At 47.0% G+C, this 21,510-nt stretch carries 24 protein-coding genes; 13 read left to right on the top strand and 11 right to left on the bottom strand.

Annotated features, from left to right (window positions below; translation table 11 throughout):
- Positions 1-463: 463 nt before the first annotated feature.
- Positions 464-775 (bottom strand): hypothetical protein, encoded by a 312-nt coding sequence (locus tag AC3OH0_RS06210; protein ID WP_498345151.1) that lies wholly within the window; start codon positions 773-775, stop codon positions 464-466.
- 515 nt (positions 776-1,290) lie between these two features.
- On the opposite strand from AC3OH0_RS06210, the gene AC3OH0_RS06205 reads away from it, so the two are divergent.
- Together AC3OH0_RS06205 and AC3OH0_RS06200 are read left to right on the top strand one after the other, a co-directional pair.
- Complete coding sequence (locus tag AC3OH0_RS06205) at positions 1,291-1,590, top strand: hypothetical protein (RefSeq protein WP_498345150.1); 300 nt, start codon at positions 1,291-1,293, stop codon at positions 1,588-1,590.
- Complete coding sequence (locus AC3OH0_RS06200) at positions 1,583-2,530, top strand: hypothetical protein (RefSeq protein WP_498345149.1); 948 nt, start codon at positions 1,583-1,585, stop codon at positions 2,528-2,530. The genes AC3OH0_RS06205 and AC3OH0_RS06200 overlap by 8 nt, the downstream gene beginning before the upstream one ends.
- A 153-nt stretch (positions 2,531-2,683) precedes the next feature.
- Here the strand turns inward: AC3OH0_RS06200 and AC3OH0_RS06195 are convergent, their stop codons facing one another.
- Genes AC3OH0_RS06195 through AC3OH0_RS06185 form a run of 3 tightly spaced genes read right to left on the bottom strand, consistent with a single transcriptional unit; the run spans position 2,684 to position 5,305 of the window.
- Positions 2,684-3,634, bottom strand: a complete 951-nt coding sequence (locus AC3OH0_RS06195) for a DNA double-strand break repair nuclease NurA (protein WP_498345148.1) — start codon at positions 3,632-3,634, stop codon at positions 2,684-2,686.
- Positions 3,580-3,828: a hypothetical protein gene (locus AC3OH0_RS06190; protein WP_498345147.1), complete on the bottom strand. Its 249-nt coding sequence runs from the start codon at positions 3,826-3,828 to the stop codon at positions 3,580-3,582. Before AC3OH0_RS06190 ends, AC3OH0_RS06195 begins: the two co-directional genes overlap by 55 nt.
- The gene (locus AC3OH0_RS06185; protein ID WP_498345146.1) at positions 3,797-5,305 is read right to left on the bottom strand and encodes an ATP-binding protein; all 1,509 of its coding nucleotides are present in this window, start codon (positions 5,303-5,305) and stop codon (positions 3,797-3,799) included. The genes AC3OH0_RS06190 and AC3OH0_RS06185 overlap by 32 nt, the downstream gene beginning before the upstream one ends.
- A 543-nt stretch (positions 5,306-5,848) precedes the next feature.
- On the opposite strand from AC3OH0_RS06185, the gene AC3OH0_RS06180 reads away from it, so the two are divergent.
- The gene (locus AC3OH0_RS06180) at positions 5,849-6,370 is read left to right on the top strand and encodes a DUF6884 domain-containing protein (protein WP_498345145.1); all 522 of its coding nucleotides are present in this window, start codon (positions 5,849-5,851) and stop codon (positions 6,368-6,370) included.
- Between the two features lie 143 nt (positions 6,371-6,513).
- Here AC3OH0_RS06180 and AC3OH0_RS06175 read toward each other — a convergent pair whose 3' ends face one another.
- The gene (locus AC3OH0_RS06175; protein WP_498345144.1) at positions 6,514-6,987 is read right to left on the bottom strand and encodes a hypothetical protein; all 474 of its coding nucleotides are present in this window, start codon (positions 6,985-6,987) and stop codon (positions 6,514-6,516) included.
- Between the two features lie 502 nt (positions 6,988-7,489).
- Between AC3OH0_RS06175 and AC3OH0_RS06170 the strand changes: the two genes are divergently transcribed.
- The 5 genes from AC3OH0_RS06170 (at position 7,490) to AC3OH0_RS06150 (ending at position 11,952) form a co-directional block, all read left to right on the top strand.
- Positions 7,490-8,254, top strand: coding sequence for a basic amino acid ABC transporter substrate-binding protein (locus AC3OH0_RS06170; RefSeq protein WP_498345143.1), 765 nt, complete (start codon positions 7,490-7,492; stop codon positions 8,252-8,254).
- 4 nt (positions 8,255-8,258) lie between these two features.
- Positions 8,259-8,924: an amino acid ABC transporter permease gene (locus AC3OH0_RS06165; protein WP_498345142.1), complete on the top strand. Its 666-nt coding sequence runs from the start codon at positions 8,259-8,261 to the stop codon at positions 8,922-8,924.
- Between the two features lie 4 nt (positions 8,925-8,928).
- Positions 8,929-9,672, top strand: a complete 744-nt coding sequence (locus tag AC3OH0_RS06160; protein ID WP_498345159.1) for an amino acid ABC transporter ATP-binding protein — start codon at positions 8,929-8,931, stop codon at positions 9,670-9,672.
- Positions 9,673-9,674: 2 nt separating this feature from the next.
- Positions 9,675-10,361, top strand: a complete 687-nt coding sequence (locus tag AC3OH0_RS06155; RefSeq protein ID WP_498345141.1) for an amino acid ABC transporter permease — start codon at positions 9,675-9,677, stop codon at positions 10,359-10,361.
- Positions 10,362-11,106: 745 nt separating this feature from the next.
- The gene (locus AC3OH0_RS06150) at positions 11,107-11,952 is read left to right on the top strand and encodes an MFS transporter (RefSeq protein ID WP_498345158.1); all 846 of its coding nucleotides are present in this window, start codon (positions 11,107-11,109) and stop codon (positions 11,950-11,952) included.
- A gap of 397 nt (positions 11,953-12,349) precedes the next feature.
- On the opposite strand, the gene AC3OH0_RS06145 is transcribed toward AC3OH0_RS06150, so the two are convergent.
- Together AC3OH0_RS06145 and AC3OH0_RS06140 are read right to left on the bottom strand one after the other, a co-directional pair.
- On the bottom strand, positions 12,350-12,562 hold the full coding sequence (locus AC3OH0_RS06145) for a hypothetical protein (protein WP_498345140.1): 213 nt from the start codon (positions 12,560-12,562) through the stop codon (positions 12,350-12,352).
- Positions 12,552-13,073 (bottom strand): HIT family protein, encoded by a 522-nt coding sequence (locus tag AC3OH0_RS06140; protein ID WP_193436448.1) that lies wholly within the window; start codon positions 13,071-13,073, stop codon positions 12,552-12,554. Before AC3OH0_RS06140 ends, AC3OH0_RS06145 begins: the two co-directional genes overlap by 11 nt.
- Positions 13,074-13,160: 87 nt before the next feature.
- Between AC3OH0_RS06140 and AC3OH0_RS06135 the strand changes: the two genes are divergently transcribed.
- Positions 13,161-13,970, top strand: coding sequence for an A24 family peptidase C-terminal domain-containing protein (locus AC3OH0_RS06135; RefSeq protein ID WP_498345139.1), 810 nt, complete (start codon positions 13,161-13,163; stop codon positions 13,968-13,970).
- Positions 13,971-14,157: 187 nt separating this feature from the next.
- Here AC3OH0_RS06135 and AC3OH0_RS06130 read toward each other — a convergent pair whose 3' ends face one another.
- The gene (locus tag AC3OH0_RS06130; RefSeq protein WP_498345138.1) at positions 14,158-14,376 is read right to left on the bottom strand and encodes a hypothetical protein; all 219 of its coding nucleotides are present in this window, start codon (positions 14,374-14,376) and stop codon (positions 14,158-14,160) included.
- Positions 14,377-14,439: 63 nt separating this feature from the next.
- Between AC3OH0_RS06130 and AC3OH0_RS06125 the strand changes: the two genes are divergently transcribed.
- On the top strand, positions 14,440-15,327 hold the full coding sequence (locus AC3OH0_RS06125; RefSeq protein WP_498345137.1) for a geranylgeranylglycerol-phosphate geranylgeranyltransferase: 888 nt from the start codon (positions 14,440-14,442) through the stop codon (positions 15,325-15,327).
- A gap of 8 nt (positions 15,328-15,335) precedes the next feature.
- Here AC3OH0_RS06125 and AC3OH0_RS06120 read toward each other — a convergent pair whose 3' ends face one another.
- Positions 15,336-16,109, bottom strand: coding sequence for a M48 family metallopeptidase (locus AC3OH0_RS06120; RefSeq protein ID WP_498345157.1), 774 nt, complete (start codon positions 16,107-16,109; stop codon positions 15,336-15,338).
- Between the two features lie 651 nt (positions 16,110-16,760).
- Between AC3OH0_RS06120 and AC3OH0_RS06115 the strand changes: the two genes are divergently transcribed.
- Positions 16,761-17,435 (top strand): TIGR00266 family protein, encoded by a 675-nt coding sequence (locus AC3OH0_RS06115; RefSeq protein ID WP_498345136.1) that lies wholly within the window; start codon positions 16,761-16,763, stop codon positions 17,433-17,435.
- A gap of 101 nt (positions 17,436-17,536) precedes the next feature.
- Here the strand turns inward: AC3OH0_RS06115 and radA are convergent, their stop codons facing one another.
- Entirely contained in the window at positions 17,537-18,517 is a 981-nt protein-coding gene (gene radA / locus AC3OH0_RS06110) for a DNA repair and recombination protein RadA (protein WP_193436442.1), read from the bottom strand.
- A 100-nt stretch (positions 18,518-18,617) separates the two neighbouring features.
- Here radA and AC3OH0_RS06105 point away from each other — a divergent pair, with 100 nt between their 5' ends.
- On the top strand, positions 18,618-20,456 hold the full coding sequence (locus AC3OH0_RS06105) for a threonine--tRNA ligase (protein ID WP_498345135.1): 1,839 nt from the start codon (positions 18,618-18,620) through the stop codon (positions 20,454-20,456).
- Positions 20,457-20,514: 58 nt separating this feature from the next.
- Positions 20,515-20,676 carry a hypothetical protein gene (locus AC3OH0_RS06100; RefSeq protein WP_193436440.1) on the top strand — a complete coding sequence of 54 codons (162 nt, stop codon included), beginning with the start codon at positions 20,515-20,517 and terminating at the stop codon, positions 20,674-20,676.
- A 105-nt stretch (positions 20,677-20,781) separates the two neighbouring features.
- Here AC3OH0_RS06100 and AC3OH0_RS06095 read toward each other — a convergent pair whose 3' ends face one another.
- Positions 20,782-21,399 carry a flagellin gene (locus AC3OH0_RS06095; RefSeq protein WP_498345134.1) on the bottom strand — a complete coding sequence of 206 codons (618 nt, stop codon included), beginning with the start codon at positions 21,397-21,399 and terminating at the stop codon, positions 20,782-20,784.
- Positions 21,400-21,510: the final 111 nt, after the last annotated feature.

Genomic DNA, 21,510 nt, shown 5'->3' with positions numbered 1-21,510 from the left:
TTTTCAATGACTTGGGGAGTAGTGAATGGATGCGATGACTCAATAATGTTGAGAATGACGTCCTTAAGCCTACTGTCTATTAATGATATTATGGCTTCATAGTCGCGCCTGAACTCGTTCATTATGTCTGCGTAATCAGGATAAATAACTGAGCATTTGTTATCGTAATTTTCTTTTCCCATTTATCATGTATTTTATGAAGGGACTAGAGTTAAAGGACTATGTGAAACGTATAAAAGATCTTGCTGAAACATGCGCCATGAAAGTGGTAAGGATTTATAGTAGAAATGGCAGGAGCTTAGACTCCTAGAAACAAACAACATTACGGCTAATATTGAATATTTGAAACAACCATGTCTATGCTCCATGGCAATATATCTGAACAGGGATATTAACACTAGGAAACAATGTAAATGGGCGCTCCAGTAGCGAAAAACCATTTCTCCAAATACAACACCACCCATTAAACGAGCCGGGCCCACCGTGTTCTTTCAGCTTGATGGTTATGGGGACTGGTGTTACTTGGAAAAATCTTTCTCGCCGTAAGCGCCACGTTTGCAAGGCTTATCATCGCTGGGACCTTTATTAACGGGCCTATTACTGTTGTGAAGGCGGTGTTCGGCTTAGCCTCGAAAGAAGCCTTCGCAACGGCTTTGGCGAGCTCGAAGTTGTTGCCAGCTTCCAAGAAAGATGCTACCGCCACCCTCTCATAATCCAGACTGCGTAGCATGCTATGATTAGAATTCAGTGAACCATAAGTACATCGATAAATCAAGACTCACCCCACCACCCAGCTTTTGAATCATGCTATAAGCATTGAGCCCGGAAGTGAAAGGGATGTGTCGTGGTGTGAACTCCTTGATTATGCTCATTCTAAGATTCTTTTGGTTCCCTAATCTTCAGCGAGCTTAACAGCAAGACCTGGTTAATCAACAATAGCATAGGGTTATGCCCCACATTCCAAGGATCCCCCATCCCCCGGACGGTTTGAGCAGAGAAGACACTGCTTAAAACTTTTTCAAAAACGATGTGCTTTTAGAATCCTTCATTCTTTTATCAATACTTCTAGTATCGACTTTAATGTTTAAAGTGCTAGACTTATTGATGGAGAGTCCGTAAAACAAGAACTTCCTACGGGCGAGCCATCCGATCGCGGAGACTGTGGGAAGAAGATTAAGGGAATGGTATCTTTTATTATCGGCTATTACAAATATATTATATAGAGGAATGTTGAAAGCTGCCGCTCAACGTCCACGTGATTCTATGCTGTTAAGAAGGGAGGGTTGAACCATGGAAGATTCTTCGATTAACAAGCACATCATTCTCGAAGCATTGTTTAAACCCATCGAGTCCAAGCTAGCTAATGAGCTCGGGCTCATTCTCGGGGATATACAGTCGCTGACAAGGTTCAGAAACACATCCAGCGATGTGCTGAAGTTCACAGTTAAGTTGGAAGTTCTAGGCAGGAATGGTTGGGGAAGGCGGGTCGTGGCCTCTCGGAAGCCCGTGCAGAGAGATCTGCGGCAACTACGAGCCCGAAGCCCGGAAGATGATCATTTATGTGGACCGGCTCCTGGAGGAGATGGGTAAGCATGAGTTCATAGCCCCGGTGGAGAAGACCCTGTGGTATCTCCTAATACGCCACTTCCACCACACCGCACCTCACCTAACCCTCACCGTTCATGTGCCAGAGTCCATGGATAAGCCCACGGCCTGGGAGATGGAGGCGTGCATACTGAGCACTGTGCTGTCAAGGCTTCACAGTGTAGGCGTGGACCTGGCTGACTACAAACGTGTCTTCAGCAATATGTGGCCTATCGTGGAAGTCCTCCTGAGCAAGCCCCTCGCGAGCCCCGGGAAAACCCGCTTGGAAACCCTGGCCATGCATCCCCTGAGAGGGACGGTACTGGACAGGGTGAGAACCCTAGCATTCGCGTTCAGGGATGAGATTGGGAGGCTACGCTACTTTGTCCTAGACAAACCCATTATATGGGAGCTGGCCAACGACTCCGGCGTGGACTGGACCATGTATGTTGCAACACTGAAGCTCTCCGGAGAAGGTGTTGCACTGCAGAGCACCGGGGGCATGGTTGTCCTGGAATACTTGAAAAGCGGGCTTAGAGGCTTGGCTTACGAGGTAGAAGTGGTGCTTGAAGAACCCGTTGAAGTAAGCACGTCCAGACTCGATGAAGTAGTCTTCATCCCAGGGGATCCGGAGCCGTCTGTTGAGCTCGTGGGCCGCGACCGGGTTGTAAAAGTTAAGGCTAGAATCAGGCATGGAATTGTGGAACCCCTTGTCTTCAGCAACCTCGGGGAAGCCCTTGCCGAGGTTTCCAGGGCTAAGATGCCTGTGGAGCCGCCTAAGACGGAGTGCACCCATAAGGGTAAATGGGACGAGCTAGCCTTCATACTACCAAGAATCACCGACTTGAGGGATGGGAAATACCGGCTGGCCAGTATAAAGCTGATGCTACCGCCCGGTACCTGCCCCGATGACAAGGAGGGGAGAAGACGTCCGAAGTGGTTTTAAACGGGGCGGGGCAAATGCTTCAAGGCATAACGATAACCGTGATCGCCGTGTGAACACAGGGTGCCTTAAAACAAGGGATGGCAGGGCACCCAGCCAGGCCTTCAGAAACTTTTACACTGGTGGAATTCTTCAACGGGTTCAAAAACCGATTCTCTAGCTAAGTATGCTTCTCAGCTTCTCCGGGTTTGTAAGCGAGAGGAGGAGTACGGCGTCCCTGGCCTCAACCCCTGCGGTCTTGGATAGTTCGGCGAGGAGTTTCTGGTATACTGTCTGCTTGAGTTCTTTTGTAATTGCTGAGAGGCTGTCCGCGTAGTCTACTGGCACAGGTATTCCTGTCTCACCGCTAACTTGCATTAGGCTCGAGACAAGCTCATCCTCACCCAGGGAGCCGCTGGCCACGAACTCGATCTTGGTTGCCACCGGGTATATTGTAGCAGGGGCCCTGTAGTAGGCTAGCTTAACCGTGAAGCCCCTCGGCATGTTCCTCACTATGAATTCATACCATCTAAGCCTAGCCTCCAACCAATCCCCTGGAACCCCTGGCTTGCCTCTAAGCTTCTTCAACTCTCCGTAGATCTCAGGATGGGAGCCGGCAACCACGTACTCAGAGGGCTTCAGGATCAAGCTCATAACTGCCTTATCGCTGAGCCTTAGATCGCTGAAGCCCATTATGCTGACCAGATCCCTTGAATAGCTCCTTTTTAAAACGCCTACTACAGCCGTGTCCGTGGAGTCGGCGAGCTCTATTATCTTGCTCGTATAATCCGCGATCTTCTGGTGCAGTTCACCGACGGAGCCTCGGGATGAAAGGGATCGAGGGATGAGGTCGCCATCCAGCAGGAGCACGTCGAAGTCCGCCTTTCCGTGCTTCTTCCTCTCCAATAGCTCCACACCAGTACGCTTCTCGTAGTACCTGGCCACGCTACTGGTTAAGTCAGCGTTAAACCATAACCCTGGGTAAGCCTTGGCTTCAACGCTTCCACCACCACACCTGGAGCCGTAGTGGACTACAACAACTTTCACCACTCCAAGGTAGCCGCCGACAAGCTCTACTGCCGGGTTGGTGAAGCTTGAGTCCACTGCAACGTAACAGAGGTCTTCCACAGGGGCCGCTGTGCCGAACCTGAACAACCCTTTTTAAACTCCATGCTCCTCCTAATCTCAGCTATTAACGCCCTAACCTTCCCAACCTCCCCGGCCAGCTTTTTCGCGATCCCTCCCAGGGCTTCCTCAACCAACTCGGGTGCTACGCCAGCAACCTCCTCTTCAACCAGTGGCCACTCCAGGGGCTCTCCCAACCTCTCTCACCTTAATCAGCATGGGGTATTTCAACGGGTTTCCGAGACCGGCGAAGAAGAACTCCCTGGTCTCCAGCATTGACAGGGTTTCAGACCTAACCCCTGCGAGATCCACGAAATTCTTCAACTGTTCGAAGTCGTATGGTGTTTGAAGCTTGCTGAAGAACACGGTGTTCACATTGTTCCTGACATCCGGGGAGAAGTCTAGGACTCTCTGACTGACCAGCACCACTCCCAGACCCCACTTCCTACCCTCGCGCAGCGTCTTCTCAATCACGCGGTTCGAGGGAGTGCAGGCCTGGTAGCATGCGTAGTTGTGGGCTTCATCAATCACTATTAGAGTGTTCACAGGCTTCGAATCCTCCGTAATAATCTCCCAGAACCTCTCGAGAAATCTTTTAACAATAACTCTTCTAGCCTCAGTATCAATCGTGCTGAGATCGACCACGAGCATTTTTTCCTCGCGAACCTTTTTAACAAGCTCGTCAACCTTGTACCGCATCTCGTTAAGCCTTCTAACATAGTGCTGGGCGAAAAGTGTTAAGTAGAGGGCTAGCTTCTGCGGAGTGCCGGATTTAGCGGATAAGCTGGACGCGACGTGGCTCACCGTGTTAGCCAGCTTCTCAGTATCCCAGGCTCCCTTACGCGAAATGGTCAGGAACATCTCCTCCAAGCTCTCCCTAGTTATGCTGGAGAGAACCCTTGGGTCGGGGGCGCGGTTTTTAAGCTTGTTGCAGAGCTCGTTGAAACCTGCCTCGCAGACCGCGTACTCCACCAGCGCTACCGGCATATACGCGCTTATCAAGTCGTCTGCAACGCCCACAGCCGACTCCAACCCTTCTGTGATAGTGTCCAGATCCAGCACTATCTGGTCAGCCTTGACCGTTTTCTCAGGCCAGTACGGCGTGTAATCCGTGCCTGTGTGGTCGAATATCACTATGTTGTAATCCGTTTTGGCTAAAACCTCGTCGAGGAGTGCTTTAACCAGCCTTGACTTGCCCGTTCCAGTGGTTCCCACCACGGCTACATGGTACTTGAGCGCATCAATCCTCAACGGAAGCTCCACGTTGCTGTACTTGTGAGCCCCCACCACCAGCCCGCTACCCATGTCTAGGCTTAAATCATGTGAGGACTCGACAAGATAGACCTTCGACCTGGGCGTCGGGGGTGTTGCCGCCGGCTCCAGCCTGCCATTACTAATCACCCCTATGATCCTTACGGATGAGGTTTCATAAGGTATTTCCACACCCCCTTCAGCTATCTCAGGCTTCTCTACAACCGCCGACCTCTGACCCGTGCTCAACAGGGGATCGTACTTGGTAACCCATCTGAGAACCCCGAGATACCTTGTCTTAAACTTAGCATCCTCCACGACTACGAGAGCCTCCTCCCTCACATCGTTCTCCGCTGCCTTATAGACGAGTATTGGAGCATCGCAGGACCTAGAATTAGACGCTACAACCCCTATCTCCTTCAAAACAAGGACACCTACACATTTTATATATTATGAGGGAGAAGCTAATAATCCTTAGAGACCATCCCTCGCGAGCACAGCCCTATTGATCACTCAACTCACCGGGGGTGGGAGGGGTATACCCTGGCGTGAAACCCTTGTTTATGGATCTTCTAAGATCCGCAATCCTCCAGCGGATTTAACAATGGAACCTGGCTAAACCACGATGGACAGGGGAAAACCCCCTTCCACCCCCAAGGGTCACCTTACCCTAACACCATGCCAAGGGCCCCCTTCCCTAGAGGAACTGGGTAGGGAAGACCCTGTTTGAAAAGTTCTTTGAAAGGCAGTATAATTCTAAAGATTTGTGAAAAAGAACAAGGGGTTCGTTAGCCTTTAAGCCGATATTTTAGATTCTACCTCATGAACTCGCCTGGAGCCATTTGCGGAGCCAGTCTCTAATGTCTTGTCTCAGCTCTAAAGCAAGGTCTAAGATTTTTCGAGTTCCTGCTTGTCAAAAGATTTATTATTTAGAGTGTACGTATTTCTAATTAGGGAAGATGTATTTTGAATACTGGTAGTAGTGGCACAGTACTTTATGTAACCTACTGTAGCAGGGAGAAGAATCCTGGACGTCATCCTCCCGATAAACTTTACATAGATAGAACAGGTAGGATCACTAAGCTTATTGAGTATTGTAGGAGTAGGGGTTTAAACTGGGCTATTCTATCAGCCAAATACGGATTTCTCTTTCCCGATGAAGAAGTTGAAAGCTATGATGTAACCCTGAAAAGTTGCGATAGAAAGGGGTATTTACTTGGAGTACGTGTTATAGTGGATGGAAAGGAGTTGCCCAGAGACGAGAGTAATAAACACGTTGAAGACCTTGTGAATAAGCTACTGCAACAAGCACGGGAGAGAAAAATAGGGAAGATAGTCTTCTATACTAGGTCGCTAAAAATGCCAAAGGCGTATATAGCAGTACTACATGCAGCGTTCAATAATTGCTGGGAGAACCATAAATGGAATAAACTATTAGAACACTTAAAGGAGAGCAAAACCATAGAAGTAAGAACAAAACTCGAGTAAAAACTAGGTAAGTAATATCAACGATGGTTACCTAAGGGTTCGCCCCGCCCTGAAACCATGTCGAGAACCTTCTTATAGGAAGACTTGAGCAGGGAAGACTTTGTTTGCGATTATTTGAAAAATAGCGTAATACTAGAGAGGTCTTAAATGATTTTCTCCAGTATTTTTTCAATCGTATTATTGATTTCTTTCTCGTTTTGCCGTGGATCTAGTAAATGGACATGTATGCTTACTCTGACACCTCCTATATCTCTACTAGCGTGGGTTTTCTTCACTTCAGTATCCTCTAGCGTTACGAAGGCACCGTAAAGCTCTCCGTTTACGGGTTCAGCGTATTCTAACACGTATGCTAGAAGCCTCTCGTGATCGCCTGTATCGATTTGTCTTTTATACTTAGCGTCTAAAACTATACAACGATGGTTCGATCTTACTTCAAATCTGAAATCTGGCCTCAGCCTCCCGCCCGTTATGCTCGTAGTTATCGGTGCATCGAACTCCGTGTTAAAGTAGATCTTCGCGGGATCAGCGCTCACAACTATGTGGTTTACATCATATTTATCTCTGCTCGGATGTTCAACCCTTAGCTTATACCCTTTCCTCCTCAAGTAGTTCAGCAACCTAGAGACAGCTTCCTCGAGGTCGACACTTCACAGCTTGAAAACGATAAGAAAAAGAGGAAGAAAACATAATACCTCCTGGGAAAACGTTCCCCTTTCAGTTGGAAAAATCCTTGAAAAATATGATTGGTTGAGGAATTAAGGGGAAGGTTTTGTTTTTCAACACGTGGCAATAATCAATTACTTATAAAGGAAAGGAGCAAGACCGTTCCCGATTAACATATAACCTTCGTTCCTGCCCATCAATGTGAAGATGAAACCTATTATTAGAATTATTGAAACAGGCCTCTAGCGTTCATTTTTATATTTGGGAAAACCCTGGCAACCCGGAATGCTTTCTTATATTCTACAGTGTCTCATGTCTTTTTCTACCATATCTCCAATAGACAAGGTTTTAACTCCCGTGGAAAACAATGATTAGTAATATCAAGCTTATCGCGAAAGGTTTTGACTATTAAAACTTTTTAAGTTACCAGGATTTAATATCATACTGGTGTATCTGTTGAAAATAAAGTTTGTTATTCCAATTATAGTGGTAATTATAATTCTAGCCATAGGAATTTACTACCTCTACACACCGCCAAGCGTTAAAAAGGTTTTAAGAGTTGGCACTAGTCCAGATTTCCCGCCTTTCGAGTACATAAATGAGACGACAAACGAAATAGTGGGAATAGATATAGATCTGATTAAATTAGTTGCTCAGAAAATAGGTTACGAGGTTGAAATAGTATCAATCGACTTCGACGGGTTAATCCCGGCCCTCCAAGCTGGTCAAATAGACGTAATAGCATCTGGAATGACAATTACTGAGGAACGCTCCAAAGTAGTGGATTTCTCCATACCTTACTGGGAAGCTAATCAAGCAATACTGGTTGTTAAAGACAGTCAGTTTAAACCAGGAGGATTAGGGGATCTTAACGGGAAAACCGTTGGCGTTCAAACCGGTACAACCGCTGAAATCATAGTGACCGAGTACATAAGTAATACCAGTGCAAACATTGTAGTGAAGAGTTATACTAGCTATATTCTCGCAACCCAGGATCTCTTGAACGGTAGGATAGATGCAGTAATAGTTGATGAACCAGTTGGGAAAACACTGGGAGAAATGTATAATGTTGAAATAACCGCTGTAATAGAAACCGGGGAGAAATACGGTTTCGCAGTTAGAAAAGGAAACACGGAATTACTCAATGCTATCAATGAAGCTCTAAGCGAGATACTTAACAGTCCGCAGTGGTATGAAATAATCTCGAAGTATATGGGATAAGTGCATGCCTCTTTTCGAGGAATTAGCGACGGCATTAATCATCATAGTAAGATATGGATTAAGCAATTCAATAATAGTGTCTGCACTAGCTTTTTTTCTTGGTTTAATCCTAGGCTTCTTCTTAGTGTTCATAGAGGTGCTTGGAGGGAGATCAGCATCCCTAGCGGTAAACTCACTGGTAACTATACTTAGAGGCGTGCCGCCCGTTCTACTATTATTCATAATCTTCTATGGTCTACCATCATTAGGTGTCAGCTTAAACAACATAACTTCAGCCATCATAGGACTAGGACTTATAAGCAGTGCTTATCAATCCCAGATACTAAGATCGTCTATTCAAGTTGTTGTAGCAAGGCAGATGGAGGCTGCATTATCTATTGGCCTAAGCAAATGGAGTGCGTACACATCGGTTATTCTACCTCAAGTACTCAGGCTATCACTACCTGGATTAGTAAACGAGTACACTGTCATATTAAAGGATTCCAGCCTAGCATACGCTATAGGAGTGGTTGAAGCATTTACCCAAGCAGTTCACATAGCTCAAGCAAGGTTCGAGTATTTCACTCCACTACTAGCTGTCGCACTACTCTACTTCATAATATGTTTCTCTCTATCCCAGGTTGTAAACTACATATACTTAAAGCTACGGGTGCTTGGCTATGGGGGATGAGAAAATCCTAATCATCGAGGACTTGCACAAGTATTATGGAAAACACCATATTTTGAAAGGCGTGAACCTCCAGGTGGATGAGGGGGAAACAGTAGTTGTAATAGGGCCGTCGGGTTCGGGCAAGTCCACCCTCCTAAGATGTATAAACCTGCTCGTAAAACCAGATAGGGGTAGGATAATATTTGATAACGAGGAGATAACTAGTGGTAAAATCGATGTTAGAAAAGTTAGGGAGAAAATAGGTTTCGTATTCCAGCACTTCAATCTATTCCTACATTTAACAGCTATAGAAAATGTTATGCTGGGGTTAACCAAAGTGAAGAAGTACCCTGAAGAGAAGGCGAGGAAAATAGCTGAAGAAGCACTTCTATCCGTTGGTATAACGGAAGAACTCTGGGGTAAATATCCTGCTCAACTCAGCGGTGGACAGCAACAGCGAGTTGCAATTGCTAGAGCCATAGCTATGGAGCCGAAGCTACTACTCTTCGACGAGCCGACATCCGCTCTAGACCCCGAGCTTATAGGCGAGGTGCTTAAGGTCATGGAGAAGCTGGCTAATGAGGGTAGGACAATGATTGTTGTAACACATGAAATAGGCTTCGCTTTAAAAACAGCTGATAGAGTGGTATTCATCGATGATGGGAGAATAGTTGAAGAGGGGAAACCAGAGGATGTTATTCTAAACCCGAGAACAGAGAGGGCTAAGAGGTTTCTATCCAGCATAAAAGAGTTGTACAGGCTTGAGTAGTTATGGGCTTCATTGATGAAGTAGCATACTTAGTTTCAATGTACGGTTCGGATCTACTAAATGCTATGCTACTAACCCTCGTAATCGCCTTTACAGGGTTCACTATCGGTATAATACTAGGGTTACCAGCGTCGTTGGGCAGGATTTACGGGCCCAAGCCGCTTGGAGCAGTAATTGCATCGTATATCGAGTTAATCCGTGGCACTCCCATGATTGTTCAATTATTCCTCGTATACTACGCTCTACCAATAATAGGTGTAAAGCTCGACGCGTTTACATCAAGTATCATAGCCATAGGATTAAACTCCGCCGCCTATCAAGCAGAGTATTTCAGAATGGCGTTTGGGGCTGTTCCACGAGAGCAGTGGGAAGCCGCATTATCTATTGGCCTAAGTAAATGGAGTGCTCTTTTAAACGTAATTATTCCACAAGGTATTAGAATAGTTATACCTGCTTTAACAAACGAATCAATTTACTTGTTGAAGTATAGTTCAATAGCATACTTCGTAACAGTTCCCGAAACAGTCTACGTTAGCAAGGTGATAGGTGCTAAAACACTACTGCATATTCAAATATACAGTGTAACAGCGGTTTTCTACGTATTGATGACGCTAATACTGACGACACTTGCGAGAAGACTCGAGGAAAAAATATCCATACCAGGGCTTGTAGTCAAGGGAAGAGTGTAGCGAACACTGCTATTTTAGGTATACATGGATTTTTATTTTAACAAGTATTTCAATGCCCCCGACTGGGAAGCGTGGTTAACTTGGTTTCTCGAGGTTTCCGGTAACTTGTAGAATAGCCGGTATAATACTAACCCTTGACTCCCATGAGAACATAGTTTGGTCTCATAATGGATTTCCCTATCAGGTGATCTCTCAAAGAAGAACCAGGGTAGAACAGTGAAACATGGTTTCACGCTAAGCGGGGTTTCAAGCCCCTGCAAACCTCTACAACACCATAATTCGGGTTCGAATGGTTTCGGCTTACCAGGAGCTGTTTTCCAAACCAGGCTTCCATCGTCTATTAGCAATTGCGAGTGATAGCTATGGGAGCCTTTATATGGGCATTCCATGTAATTAAATAATTCATGGACGATTACCACAATAGCCAGATGGCTGTAGTGTTACTGGTTGCTTACGGCTTAGTGTATTTTCACAGAGCTATGACTGGTGTTATGGAGAAAGATATTTTGAACTAGCTGGAGCTCACGGTATTGACCCACAAGTATTATTATCGCTAGCATCCTCGCTATACTTCTACGCTTACTCAAGACCCCAGTATTATTATTGGATTTCTACTAGACTCTCTCGGTATAACTAGAGTTACACCAATACTACTAGCAACCATGGCTTTAGGCACTATGTTAATGACTATTGAATCGCCTACAACACTACTACTCAGTAAGGTTATAGTAGGGGTTTCAGCAGCATCGGTCTTCCTACATACCAGAGAGCGCTCTCACTACACTATAGGAGGGATGAGCAGGCACTGGCCACAGCTCTAGCACTAGTAGTGGGTAATCTAAGCGTGATGCTCGCTACATACCCTCTCAGACTACTACTTGAAAACCTTGGTCTAGTATACACTATTACAATTCTCTCCACGATTACCTTGGCGATAACTATAGCTACAGTATACGTATGTCTCAGAGTAGCTGTTGACAAAGGCTCGAATACGCGTTCACAAATAGGTTTTAGAAACATCGGGGAAATCGCTAGAGACCCTCATAGCTGGGGTGTTAGTATCACTACGGTAGCAACAAATGAAGTAATGTTGTCTTTCCAATCAGCTTGGGGTCAACTACTACTATCCAAGTGTTTCAAAATAGATAGGATTACGACAAGCTATTACTTAATGATATTAGCACTAGTATTCGTCCTGGTTTCACCCATAACTGGATACATAAGCGATAAATTGCTTAAAAAGAGAAAGCCACTACTACTATCAACTCTCCTAGCAACTGTTTCCTGGACCCTCATATATATCTCCCACCTAGCTGGAAGCACCCAATTACTATTATTATCCATGATAGTAATGGGTATCGATGTTGGACTCCACATTGTAGCCTCCCCAATGATTAAGGAAGTCCGTGGACCAGAAGTAGCAGCAACATCTACAGCATTCCTAAACACAGTGTTGTTTCTAAGTACTGCATTGTTAAACACTATTCCGCCATTACTAAACCCGCTCCACGCTGTAGTAGCAAGCTCAATAATTTCTTTCACCGGTATCATAATGGTAGAATTGTTTACTCGAGAATCTCTGAGAAAATAAGAGACTAGCCTCTCTAAGCTAATCTTTGTTTTCAACGAGTTCACTCTCCTCCTAGACGACTCTAGCGAACTAGAAATTCAACCTTGTAAAATCAGGAAAACAACACCCCCACCCCGGGCCTTAAATTTTCATAAAAAGTAACAAGAAGGTGTTAGAACCCCAACATCCTGGAAAACGGAGCCTAACACCTCCTACCAGGCTCACGCCTACCCCACAGAGTTGCGGGGTGAGAAAACCTGGATGGATATTAGCTTAAGGTTTGACCCTCATGGTTAATGTGTATTGGAATCCGTCCGCGGTAATTTCTTCATCCCTTTCTGGTCTTTTGGGGGCAAGTTGTCGTCATCTTGTTTAGGATTTTCCTAACTCCCTTATATTGCTTTGAAAGGATTGCTTCCTACTGGTTTTTACTGGTTTTCCGGAGTTTTTCAAGGGCTTGGTCTGTCAGCCTTATCTTGCCGAGTATTTCAAGGGCTTTCTCAACTGCTTCCTCCTCGCTCCCTGCTCTCACGTTTACTACTATGTTGGTTCCTGTGACGCTAACCCTGTATCTCTCCGCTCCCAGGAAGAAGTATTTCTCAACAACCACTAAATCCTTCTTAGACACCACTGGGGCATTCACCATGCTCTTTTAAAACCGCCTCAATGGATTCTTTCAAAACCTTGTAGGCATCCCTGAGGCTTATTGGCATTGGCTTGGTGTCTGCTATGATAGGCATGAAGTTTGTGTCCCCAACCCATCTCGGCACGACGTGGAAGTGGACGTGCCCCGGGACCCCGGCGCCCGCTGCCCTCCCTATGTTAGCCCCTATGTTGAAGCCGTCTGGGTTGAAGGCTCTCCTCAACGCTAGGATTGAAAGGTTGATCAGGCAGAAAACCTCGGTGAGGACGTGAACCGGGAGCTTCTCAGTGCTCGCTTCGTGAGCATAGGGGGCTATCATCAAGTGGCCCGAGTTGTATGGGTATGCGTTCAAGGCTATGAAAGAGTGCCTCCCCTTGTAGACTACGAGCCCCTCCTCCTCGCTCATCCTTTGAAGCCTGCAGAACAAGCACTCCTCCTCCTGGTTCCTGGAAACCTTCCTCACGTATTCAAACCTCCACGGGCTCCACAGAATCTTCAACAAGCACCGCCTGCCTCGGCTCTTATTAATGATTAACTGCCTTGTTTTAATAGCTTACCCTTACATTAAACAAGTAGGGTGCTGAGGGTGATCAGCTGGGACTGGGCCTGGATCCTGGAGTACGCTAAAATAGTTTTCACGCTACTCTTCCTAGCCAGGTTCTCCATTGAGGATTACAGGAAGAGGGAGGTTAACGACCCGGAAGTATATGCTTACGTAGCGGGCTCAGCAGTCTTCTACGCATTGTCAACACTAATCATTATCTCAAACCTCCCGCCAGCCTACACCGCTGTCTACACAGCCCTCTCGATCACTATAGCACCAGTCCTCTTCACACTCCTCTACCTTAAAGGATTGATGGGCCTGGGCGACGTGTACGTTGCCACAGGCCTCTCCCTAACCTTCACATACCCGGTGCTCTTCAACGAGACAGGGCTACCGGGAACACCTGCCATAGCCCCTCCCGTAATACTGATCATATTGTACGCATGCGCATCAATAATCATATACTCAGCGGGGAAAGCCCTCCACATCCTAACACGGCACAGGGATATGCTGAAGAACCTGAGCCTGACGGAGAAAATACTCCTCCCAATCATTGCGAAACCCATGACGGTTAGAGAATACTTGGAGACAAGGTTCCTCTACCCGTTAACAGTTTTCGAGGAGGAAGCCGGGGCGGTTAAGCAGAAGATCAGGCTATCCTACGATGTAGAGAAAGAGGATTACAGGGAGCACCAGGCAAGGCTTAAAACCCTAGTGGAGAAGGGCTTGGTAAGCCCTGAGGCTAAAATATGGGTGGCTCATGGAATACCATTCCTAACCCTACTACTACTAGGCTTCACAACCTACCTGGTACTAGGGGATAAGCCGCTAACCCTGCTCACCCCGCACTGAGCAAGCAGGTTAAGCCGTAACCATAGGATTGAATAGTAGGAGAAGGCAAGCCTTAAGGAAATGGCTTGGACAACTAGGTATCACGTTAAAGACGCTTCTAACCGTTTGTCCCTAGAGGGTCATCTTTATTGTTCTAGGGATGTCTGGGTGTCGCCTCCATGGACTTCCACCCCGCCCACCATGGTTTCTAGGCCACTGTGGAGTCATAGGTGGCTGTCGAGCTTGACGGCACGGGGCTCTCATCTACGAGTAGTCCTAGGGCGCCTGGAGCATTGCTCCAACCACCCCACAGGGTCCTGGAGAACCAGTTCCAGCATGCAACAACACCTCTACGCCGCGATTCACCGCTAATACTCCACTTGCCTATTCGAGAACCATTATTGTATGAGATTTGTGCTTTAAGCAACTGAGCATGTTGAAATTTTTACTGGTTAGAAAATATTGTGTGAGTGAAGCGGTGGATTCGTTAATGAATGGGTTGTTTAAACTAATAATCGCGTATGCGAGGCTAACCCGTCCCCCAGCCCCATTGCTAATGGGGCTTGCTGTTTTCATGGGGCAGGTTGCAGCTCTTGGAGGCTTGCCGGAGCCAGGCTTAATGCTCGCCCCCGTAGCAGCTTCGATGCTGATGACTGCTTCATCATTCGTCTTCAACGATGTTGTCGACTACGAGATAGATGTTGTGAACAGGCCTGGAGCACCCCTGCCCTCGGGGAGGGCTTCTAGAAGAGGAGCCACAGTCTTCAGCATCCTGCTTTTCACAGCAGGCTTCGCCATCTCCCTGCAAACCAATGTGCAGTCTTTAATAATGTTGAACACTATGTACGCCTTATCAATCCTGTACAGCCTGAGGCTTAAGGCAACGGGGTTGCTGGGCAACATTGTTGTAGCGCTGTGCGTTTCAGCATCATTCATATACGGGTCGCTTACAGCTACCGGGTGGGTTAGCCCCGTGGTCTTGAAGATTACCTGGGTCAGCTTCTTCATCAACCTTGGCCGCGAGGTTGTTCAAAGCATCCAGGACATGGAGGGTGATAAGGTGAAGCAGGTTAGAAGCGTTGCAATAGCTTACGGTCCTGAAACAGCTGCACGGCTTGGCTCACTATTCACTATACTAGGGTTAACCCTAGGCCCCGTGCTATTCCTCAACTACGAGGCAGGATACTACGGCTTATTCTCGCAAACCTTCGCGCTAATCCTGATCCCGGAAGCAGGGCTCGCCTACTCCATAATCCAGCTGCTGAAGAATCCGACGCCGAAGAATGCTTCAACGTTCCTGAAAAGGTTTAACCTTTTAACAATAATCATATTGTTAATACTTGCCTCAGAGTTTGCAAGGTCGGCAATAACGGGTTAAACGGTTTCTCACCCGTGGTCATTAAAGGCCTCGCCAGGACGGGTTGAACCGTTCCCCTTTTCACGCTCAACATGCTTCCATTCATTAAACAGCTTGTAAATTCTAAACTCCAATGGTGGATGAGTATAGTAAAGTGGTCTTCTAATGAAGTCAAAATAGTGGAGTGGTACATTCCAGCTATACTTGAATAGGGTTTTCAACACATGAATAAGCGTTATCTTCGATGGAGCCTCCAACTCTTTGAGGTTTAGTCTGATTTCCTCAACGTATTGCGAGTAGCCCTCAATTGAACCGTATACGTGGAGTTTCAATAACGATGAAGCAATAGCCTTATAGCCCGCTCCTTTAAGAGCGTTGAGGTCTGCTTCGTGTTCAACAATCCAACTGGTTACCATAGCAGCAGTAGTTACAGCCGGTGTAAAGGGTAGTATAAAGCCTATCAAACCAATAATCATTAAGATGTTATCATTCCCCCTTAGTAGTAACATGATAAAGACAGCAATTGTAATCGCCACGAAGTACCAAGTTATAGTTACTATACCTCGACTGATATTAAGCCACTTCTTTATTCTAGTATGACCATTTTCATGCAGCATGACAGCATAAATTTCATCCCTGCTAAGCACTCTGTAGAATAGTTCACTAATGTAGAAACGTTTTTCGGATGCGTTATACCATGCGTTATAGAATGAGGTTTTACACACTGTATATTGTAAATCATTTATCTTCTCATCGAAGCCTTCATTACATTTTAGATACGGTAGTTCTTTAATAAGTAACATGACTATGGGTATGAAATACAATATGAAAGTAATGGTACCAGCTAGTTCGCCATATAATTCATGAAGGGAGTTATATATCGCATTATAAATAAAGAGTGCTATGATTGAGAATGACACAGCTAGAACCAGTAGATACATAATTACTCCTAATGTAAGACCTGGCCCTCCCTCTAGATAATCTAAGTAATGATTGCTACAAAGCCATAGAAAAAATATGTAAATAACAATTGAAATAATCGGTAAAACCAATAATAGTGGAATGCTCATAGTTAACCGACCAGCAATACCCATTGAAGACTCTAGGTTAAAAATAATACGTTAAATAAATGGTTTGGTTTAAAGTACTTCTTGCTTCTAAATGATAGAATTAAAAAGTTTAGCACCAGTTTTGTTGACGACCACAAGTTTTAATCAAGTCTTATTTAAGAGGCTAAAGGTTCGTTTTAAACGGTTTCAAATATTAAGGTTGTTAACACATAGTAGATGGCATTTAGGGGTGGTGGGAAAACTCTTCAATAAGTGTATCAGGGTGGCTGTCGGCTTAATAATGCCGGTCTCCGGTCCTCTAAGGATGATTTTGCTTGCACCTTTTAGAGTAGCGATAAATAATTTTACGTATTATCGAATATGTAGAAACAAGTGGGTTTACTTATGGAGTGGAGGGTTGAGCACCGTCCATCATACTCGATTCTGAAAGTTAAGTTAAACCCGGGGGAACGTGTATATGCTGAACCAGGCGCCATGGTGTATATGAGTAGTGGGGTTCAGGTTGAAACCAAAGCTCACGGCGGTATAGTGAAGAGCCTGTTACGTACAGCTCTTGCTGGTGAAAGCTTCTTTATAAACACATACTATGCTAGAGAACCGGGCGAAGCATGGTTTGCACCATCCCTGCCAGGTGATATCAGCTATGTTGAATTAAAGGGTGATAAGGGACTCGTAATCCAAGATACCAGCTACATCGCCCACCATGGAGATGTCAATTTAACCACAGCCTGGCGTGGACTGCGCGGGCTCATAGCGGAGGGAGAGCTTGTATGGCTTAAAGCAGAGGGGAAGGGTGGTGTCTGGATTTCAAGCTATGGCGCTATCGAAGAAGTCAATCTTAAACCAGGTGAGAAAGTATTAGTTGACAACTTCCACTTCGTTGCAATGGATGATGGTATTAAATGGGATGTTAAAGCATTTGGAGGGGTGAAATCGTTCATACTTGGTGGAGAAGGATTCGTAGTTGAAGTAACAGGGCCTGGTAGACTGTACGTTCAGACGAGATCGCTGTCTCCGCTTATAGAGGTAATATCCAAATACCTCGGAAGAAGAAAATAACAGGTGAGTAGTTTTCAAACCGGTTTCTCAGATCTCCTCATTTTTCAATGCTCACACAAGGTGAAAAGACACACCCTTATCCAGGAGCCCTGGCTACCCGCCTACACTTCTTCGGAGTCCCTTATGCCCTCCTCGGTTATGATGAAGACTGCCTCGCCCTCGGGGAGGTGGGGTGCGTCAACTACTCTTGCAATTCTCTTGTTGCCCTTGGACCTTCTCAGCTGTATTCTCACGCCAGGGGTGTGCGCGAGCACGTGTCCCCCGACAGCTGTGGTGGGATCCCCGTAGAAGACGTCAGGCCTTGCCATGACCTGGTTTGTAACAACCACTGCTATGTTGAAGGCTTCGGCAAGCCTCATCAGCTGGTGGAGGTGGGCGTTAAGCTTCTGCTGCCTCTCAGCCAGGTGCTCCCTTCCAGGGAACTCTGCCCTGAAGTGGCTTGTAACGCTGTCAACTACCACGAGCCTTACATCGTTCTTGGGGACGAAGGTGAAGAGGTCGTCTATTATTGAAACCTGGTGGTCGCTGTTGTACGCTCTCATGTAGAAGATGTTGTCCATGACCTGGTCGGGCTCGAGGCCAAGCCCTCTCGCCATTGCCTCAATCCTCTCCCACCTGAAAGTCCCCTCGGTGTCAACGTACACTGCCTTCCCGCTTAAGCCACCCCTCTCCGGGGGTAGCTGAACGTTAACGCTGAGCTGGTGGCATATCTGGGTTTTACCGCTACCGTACTCCCCGTAGAACTCTGTTATAGTCTTTGTCTCAATCCCCCCGCCGAGGAGGTCGTCAAGGCTCTTGCTCCCCGTTGTGATCTTCTTAATGTTGAGTCTTTCAAGCTTAACCTCCCTGGCTGTTTTAAAAGTAATGCCTAGAGCTCTCCTAGCGTTCTCAATAACCTTCTGGAGAACCGTGGGCGGTATCCCTGTTTTCTCAGCGAGCTCGTCAACCCTTGCAACAACCACGGTCCACGCTGAGGAGTAGCCGGCTGCCTCCAGCTTGTCAGCTATCGCCGGGTTAACGCCTGGGATATCCCTTATGGATAAAACCTTAACCTCTCCCCTGCCTGCTGATTCACGGCTCAAAAATCCACACCTAATTATATTAATGGTTTAAAAGCTGGTTTAAACCTCACGCTATTTTAAACCCCTTCACCAATAATAGTGTTTTAAAAGGGTGGACTCGTTGAAACTACTGCTCATTCACTCGAGAACATTCCAGTACACTCCTATAGAGCCGGCTGTGAAGGAGCCGGAGCCCCTGCCTGAAGGGGTTAGGGAGGAGAGGTTTGAGAACGCCCTGGTAGTGTTCACAAGCATTGAGAACGGGGATAATTCAAGCGTTGCGGAGAGAGCAAGGGATGAGATACTCGGGGTTGCAGAGCAGGTGAAGCCCTCCGTCATAGTGCTCTACCCCTACGCGCATCTCTCAAGCGACCTGGCCCCGCCTTCAGCAGCTGTGAGCGTGCTCGAAGACCTCAGGGCTAAGCTTGCAGCAGCCTCCAAGATACCTGTTCACAAAGCACCCTTCGGCTGGTACAAGTCATTCAGGATCGAGTGCCTCGGCCACCCGTTGAGCGAGCTCTCTAAAACCGTTAAGAAAACCGGGGCTGTGCAGAAAAGGGTTGTCGAGAAAAAGTTCTACATCATGACACCTGATGGAAGCTTGCACGACCCCGCATCCTTCGACTACTCAAACTATCCCGAGCTGAAAATCCTCGTCGACAAGGAGGTTTTCGGAAGAGAGCTCGAGGGAGGGGAGAACAGGGTTAACGACTACTGCCGCAAGTTCGGGTTTGAATGGGAGCCTATGAGCGACCACGGCCACATGAGGTACGGCCCCCACGGCGTCGTAATGATGGAGTCAGTGTTCAGATACTCGTGGAAGGTTGCAAACGAGCTTGGAATACCAGTGTTCAAGGTAATGGGGACCAACATGTTCAACCTTAAGGAGAAGCCCGTGTACGAGCACGCAGCACTCTTCGGGGACAGGCTCTACGAGGTAGAGCTAGACGAGGACAGGTTCGTCCTCAGGTATGCCGCATGCCACCAGCAGTTCGCAATGCTCAGGGACTGGGTTATAAGCCACAGCCACCTACCCTTCGGCGCTTTCGAAGTAGCCGACAGCTACAGGCTCGAGCAGAGAGGGGAGGTAGCCCTCTGCTTCAGGCTTAGAAAATTCTACATGCCCGACCTACACATATTCAACAAGAACCTGGAGGAGGCTGTAAGGGTTTCAAGAATAGTTCAGGACAAAATCCTCGAGGAGGCTGGGAAGCTGGGGAGGAAGTACGTAGCATTATACAACATCACAACAGACTTCCTTGAAAACCACAGGGAGGAGCTACTAGAGTTCGTGAGAAGGGAGAACTACCCCGTCCTCCTAGCAGTCATCCCGGGCGGAATATACTACTGGGTCCTCAACGTTGAATACCACATAATAGACAACTTGAAGAGGCCGAGGGAGATAGCCACGTTCCAGATAGACATAGGGAACGGTAAAAGATTCAACATAACCTACGTAGACGAGAAAGGCGAGAAGCACCACCCAGTGATAATCCACACGGCAATACTGGGAGGGGTTGAAAGATACATCTACATGATACTAGACACCGCGGCGATAGCTGAGATGAATGGTCAAACACCATACATCCCAACATGGATAAGCCCCATCCAGGCGAGGATAATACCAGTCTCCAAGGAGTATGTTGAGCACGCGCTGAAAATTGGGCTGGAGCTTCAAAACCAGGGCTTCAGAGTAGACGTTGACGACAGGGATGAGACGCTGGGGAAGAAGATAAGGGATGCTGGGAGAGAGTGGATACCATACATCATTGTCATAGGCGAGAGAGAGGTTAAAACCAATACTTTAAACGTGAGGATAAGGAGGAGTAACGACCAGAAAGCAATGAGCCTCGAGGAGTTCGTTAAACTGCTGAGGGAGGAGACCAAGGGGTATCCTCAAGTAGAGTCGGCAATGCCCCTGAGGCTCAGCCAGAGACCACTCTTCTCCTACAAGCAGTAGGAGAGTAGAAGCAGTTTTAAACAAGCAAGCTTTTTAAAATGATTGAACGGTGCTTCAAATGGGATGCTGGCTACTCAAGTGCAGGGAGTGCGGGGAGACCTGGAAACTCCTGGTATCCTTCCCGCTTAGAAAAGAGTTCAAGCAACTCTACCACTACTGCAGCAAATGCGGCAGGAACACATACCATGAAATAATAGACTACGTCGAGGATGAGTGCTGAAAAAAGTGGCCGTGAACAAGCCCAGGCAGCAGTGTTGGAGAAAAATATGAGTTGATGGGGGAAAAATACTTCGTGTTAAAATAAAAAAGCTTTAGGTTAACCATGTTACCCTAGGTTGACAAACCCTGACGTCTCAGGCAGGGTCGGCGGCACCGTCCTCTCAACTATTAGCGGTGCTCCCTGCAACGGCCTGATCTCGACCGTGAACTTCTGGTATTGCGCGAGCTCTAATCCTGCGGGGAGACCTATGACCACTATGAACTTCTCGCCCGGCTCCAGCACGTTGTCACCATCTCCCTGTATAATGTATATCTCTGCAACCGGCGTAGTAGTTGCTGAGGGCTGCAGACTGGTTAAGTCAACAGGCGTGCTCGCTGGAGCCTCCGGGTCATTACCCTGGTTTATCTTGCTGAAAGCTCCGCCCGGCAGGTTGATGACTATGTCTATCTTATCGTATGAGAAGTCTACAGCCAGCTGCCCCGGTGAAACCTTCAATGGTATGTAGATGAAGGTTATCCCGTCATTGTCGCCATATCCCAGTACTGACCCGTCGACCTCTAGTGCTGTTGTAGCCTCGTTTAATCCTTGCTGCATTACTTCTTTGCTCTTCTGGGTTGTGTACATTCCCATGTTTATTACTACGAAGGCTAGTGCGGCCGCGACTATTACGAACGCTATGAGAACGATCGCGGCCTCAATGCCCACGATACCCTTCTTCGCCATACAGGCTTCACCACGGGGATCTCTCCCCAACGTTATTTAAAACCCTCACCCAGAATTCGCCCAGCCGGCGACGCTGAAGCATAAAGCGGGGAATCGGCGAGCCGGCGAATC

Source organism: Thermosphaera sp., from assembly GCF_059755995.1.
This window is presented reverse-complemented; position numbering and strand designations above follow the sequence as displayed.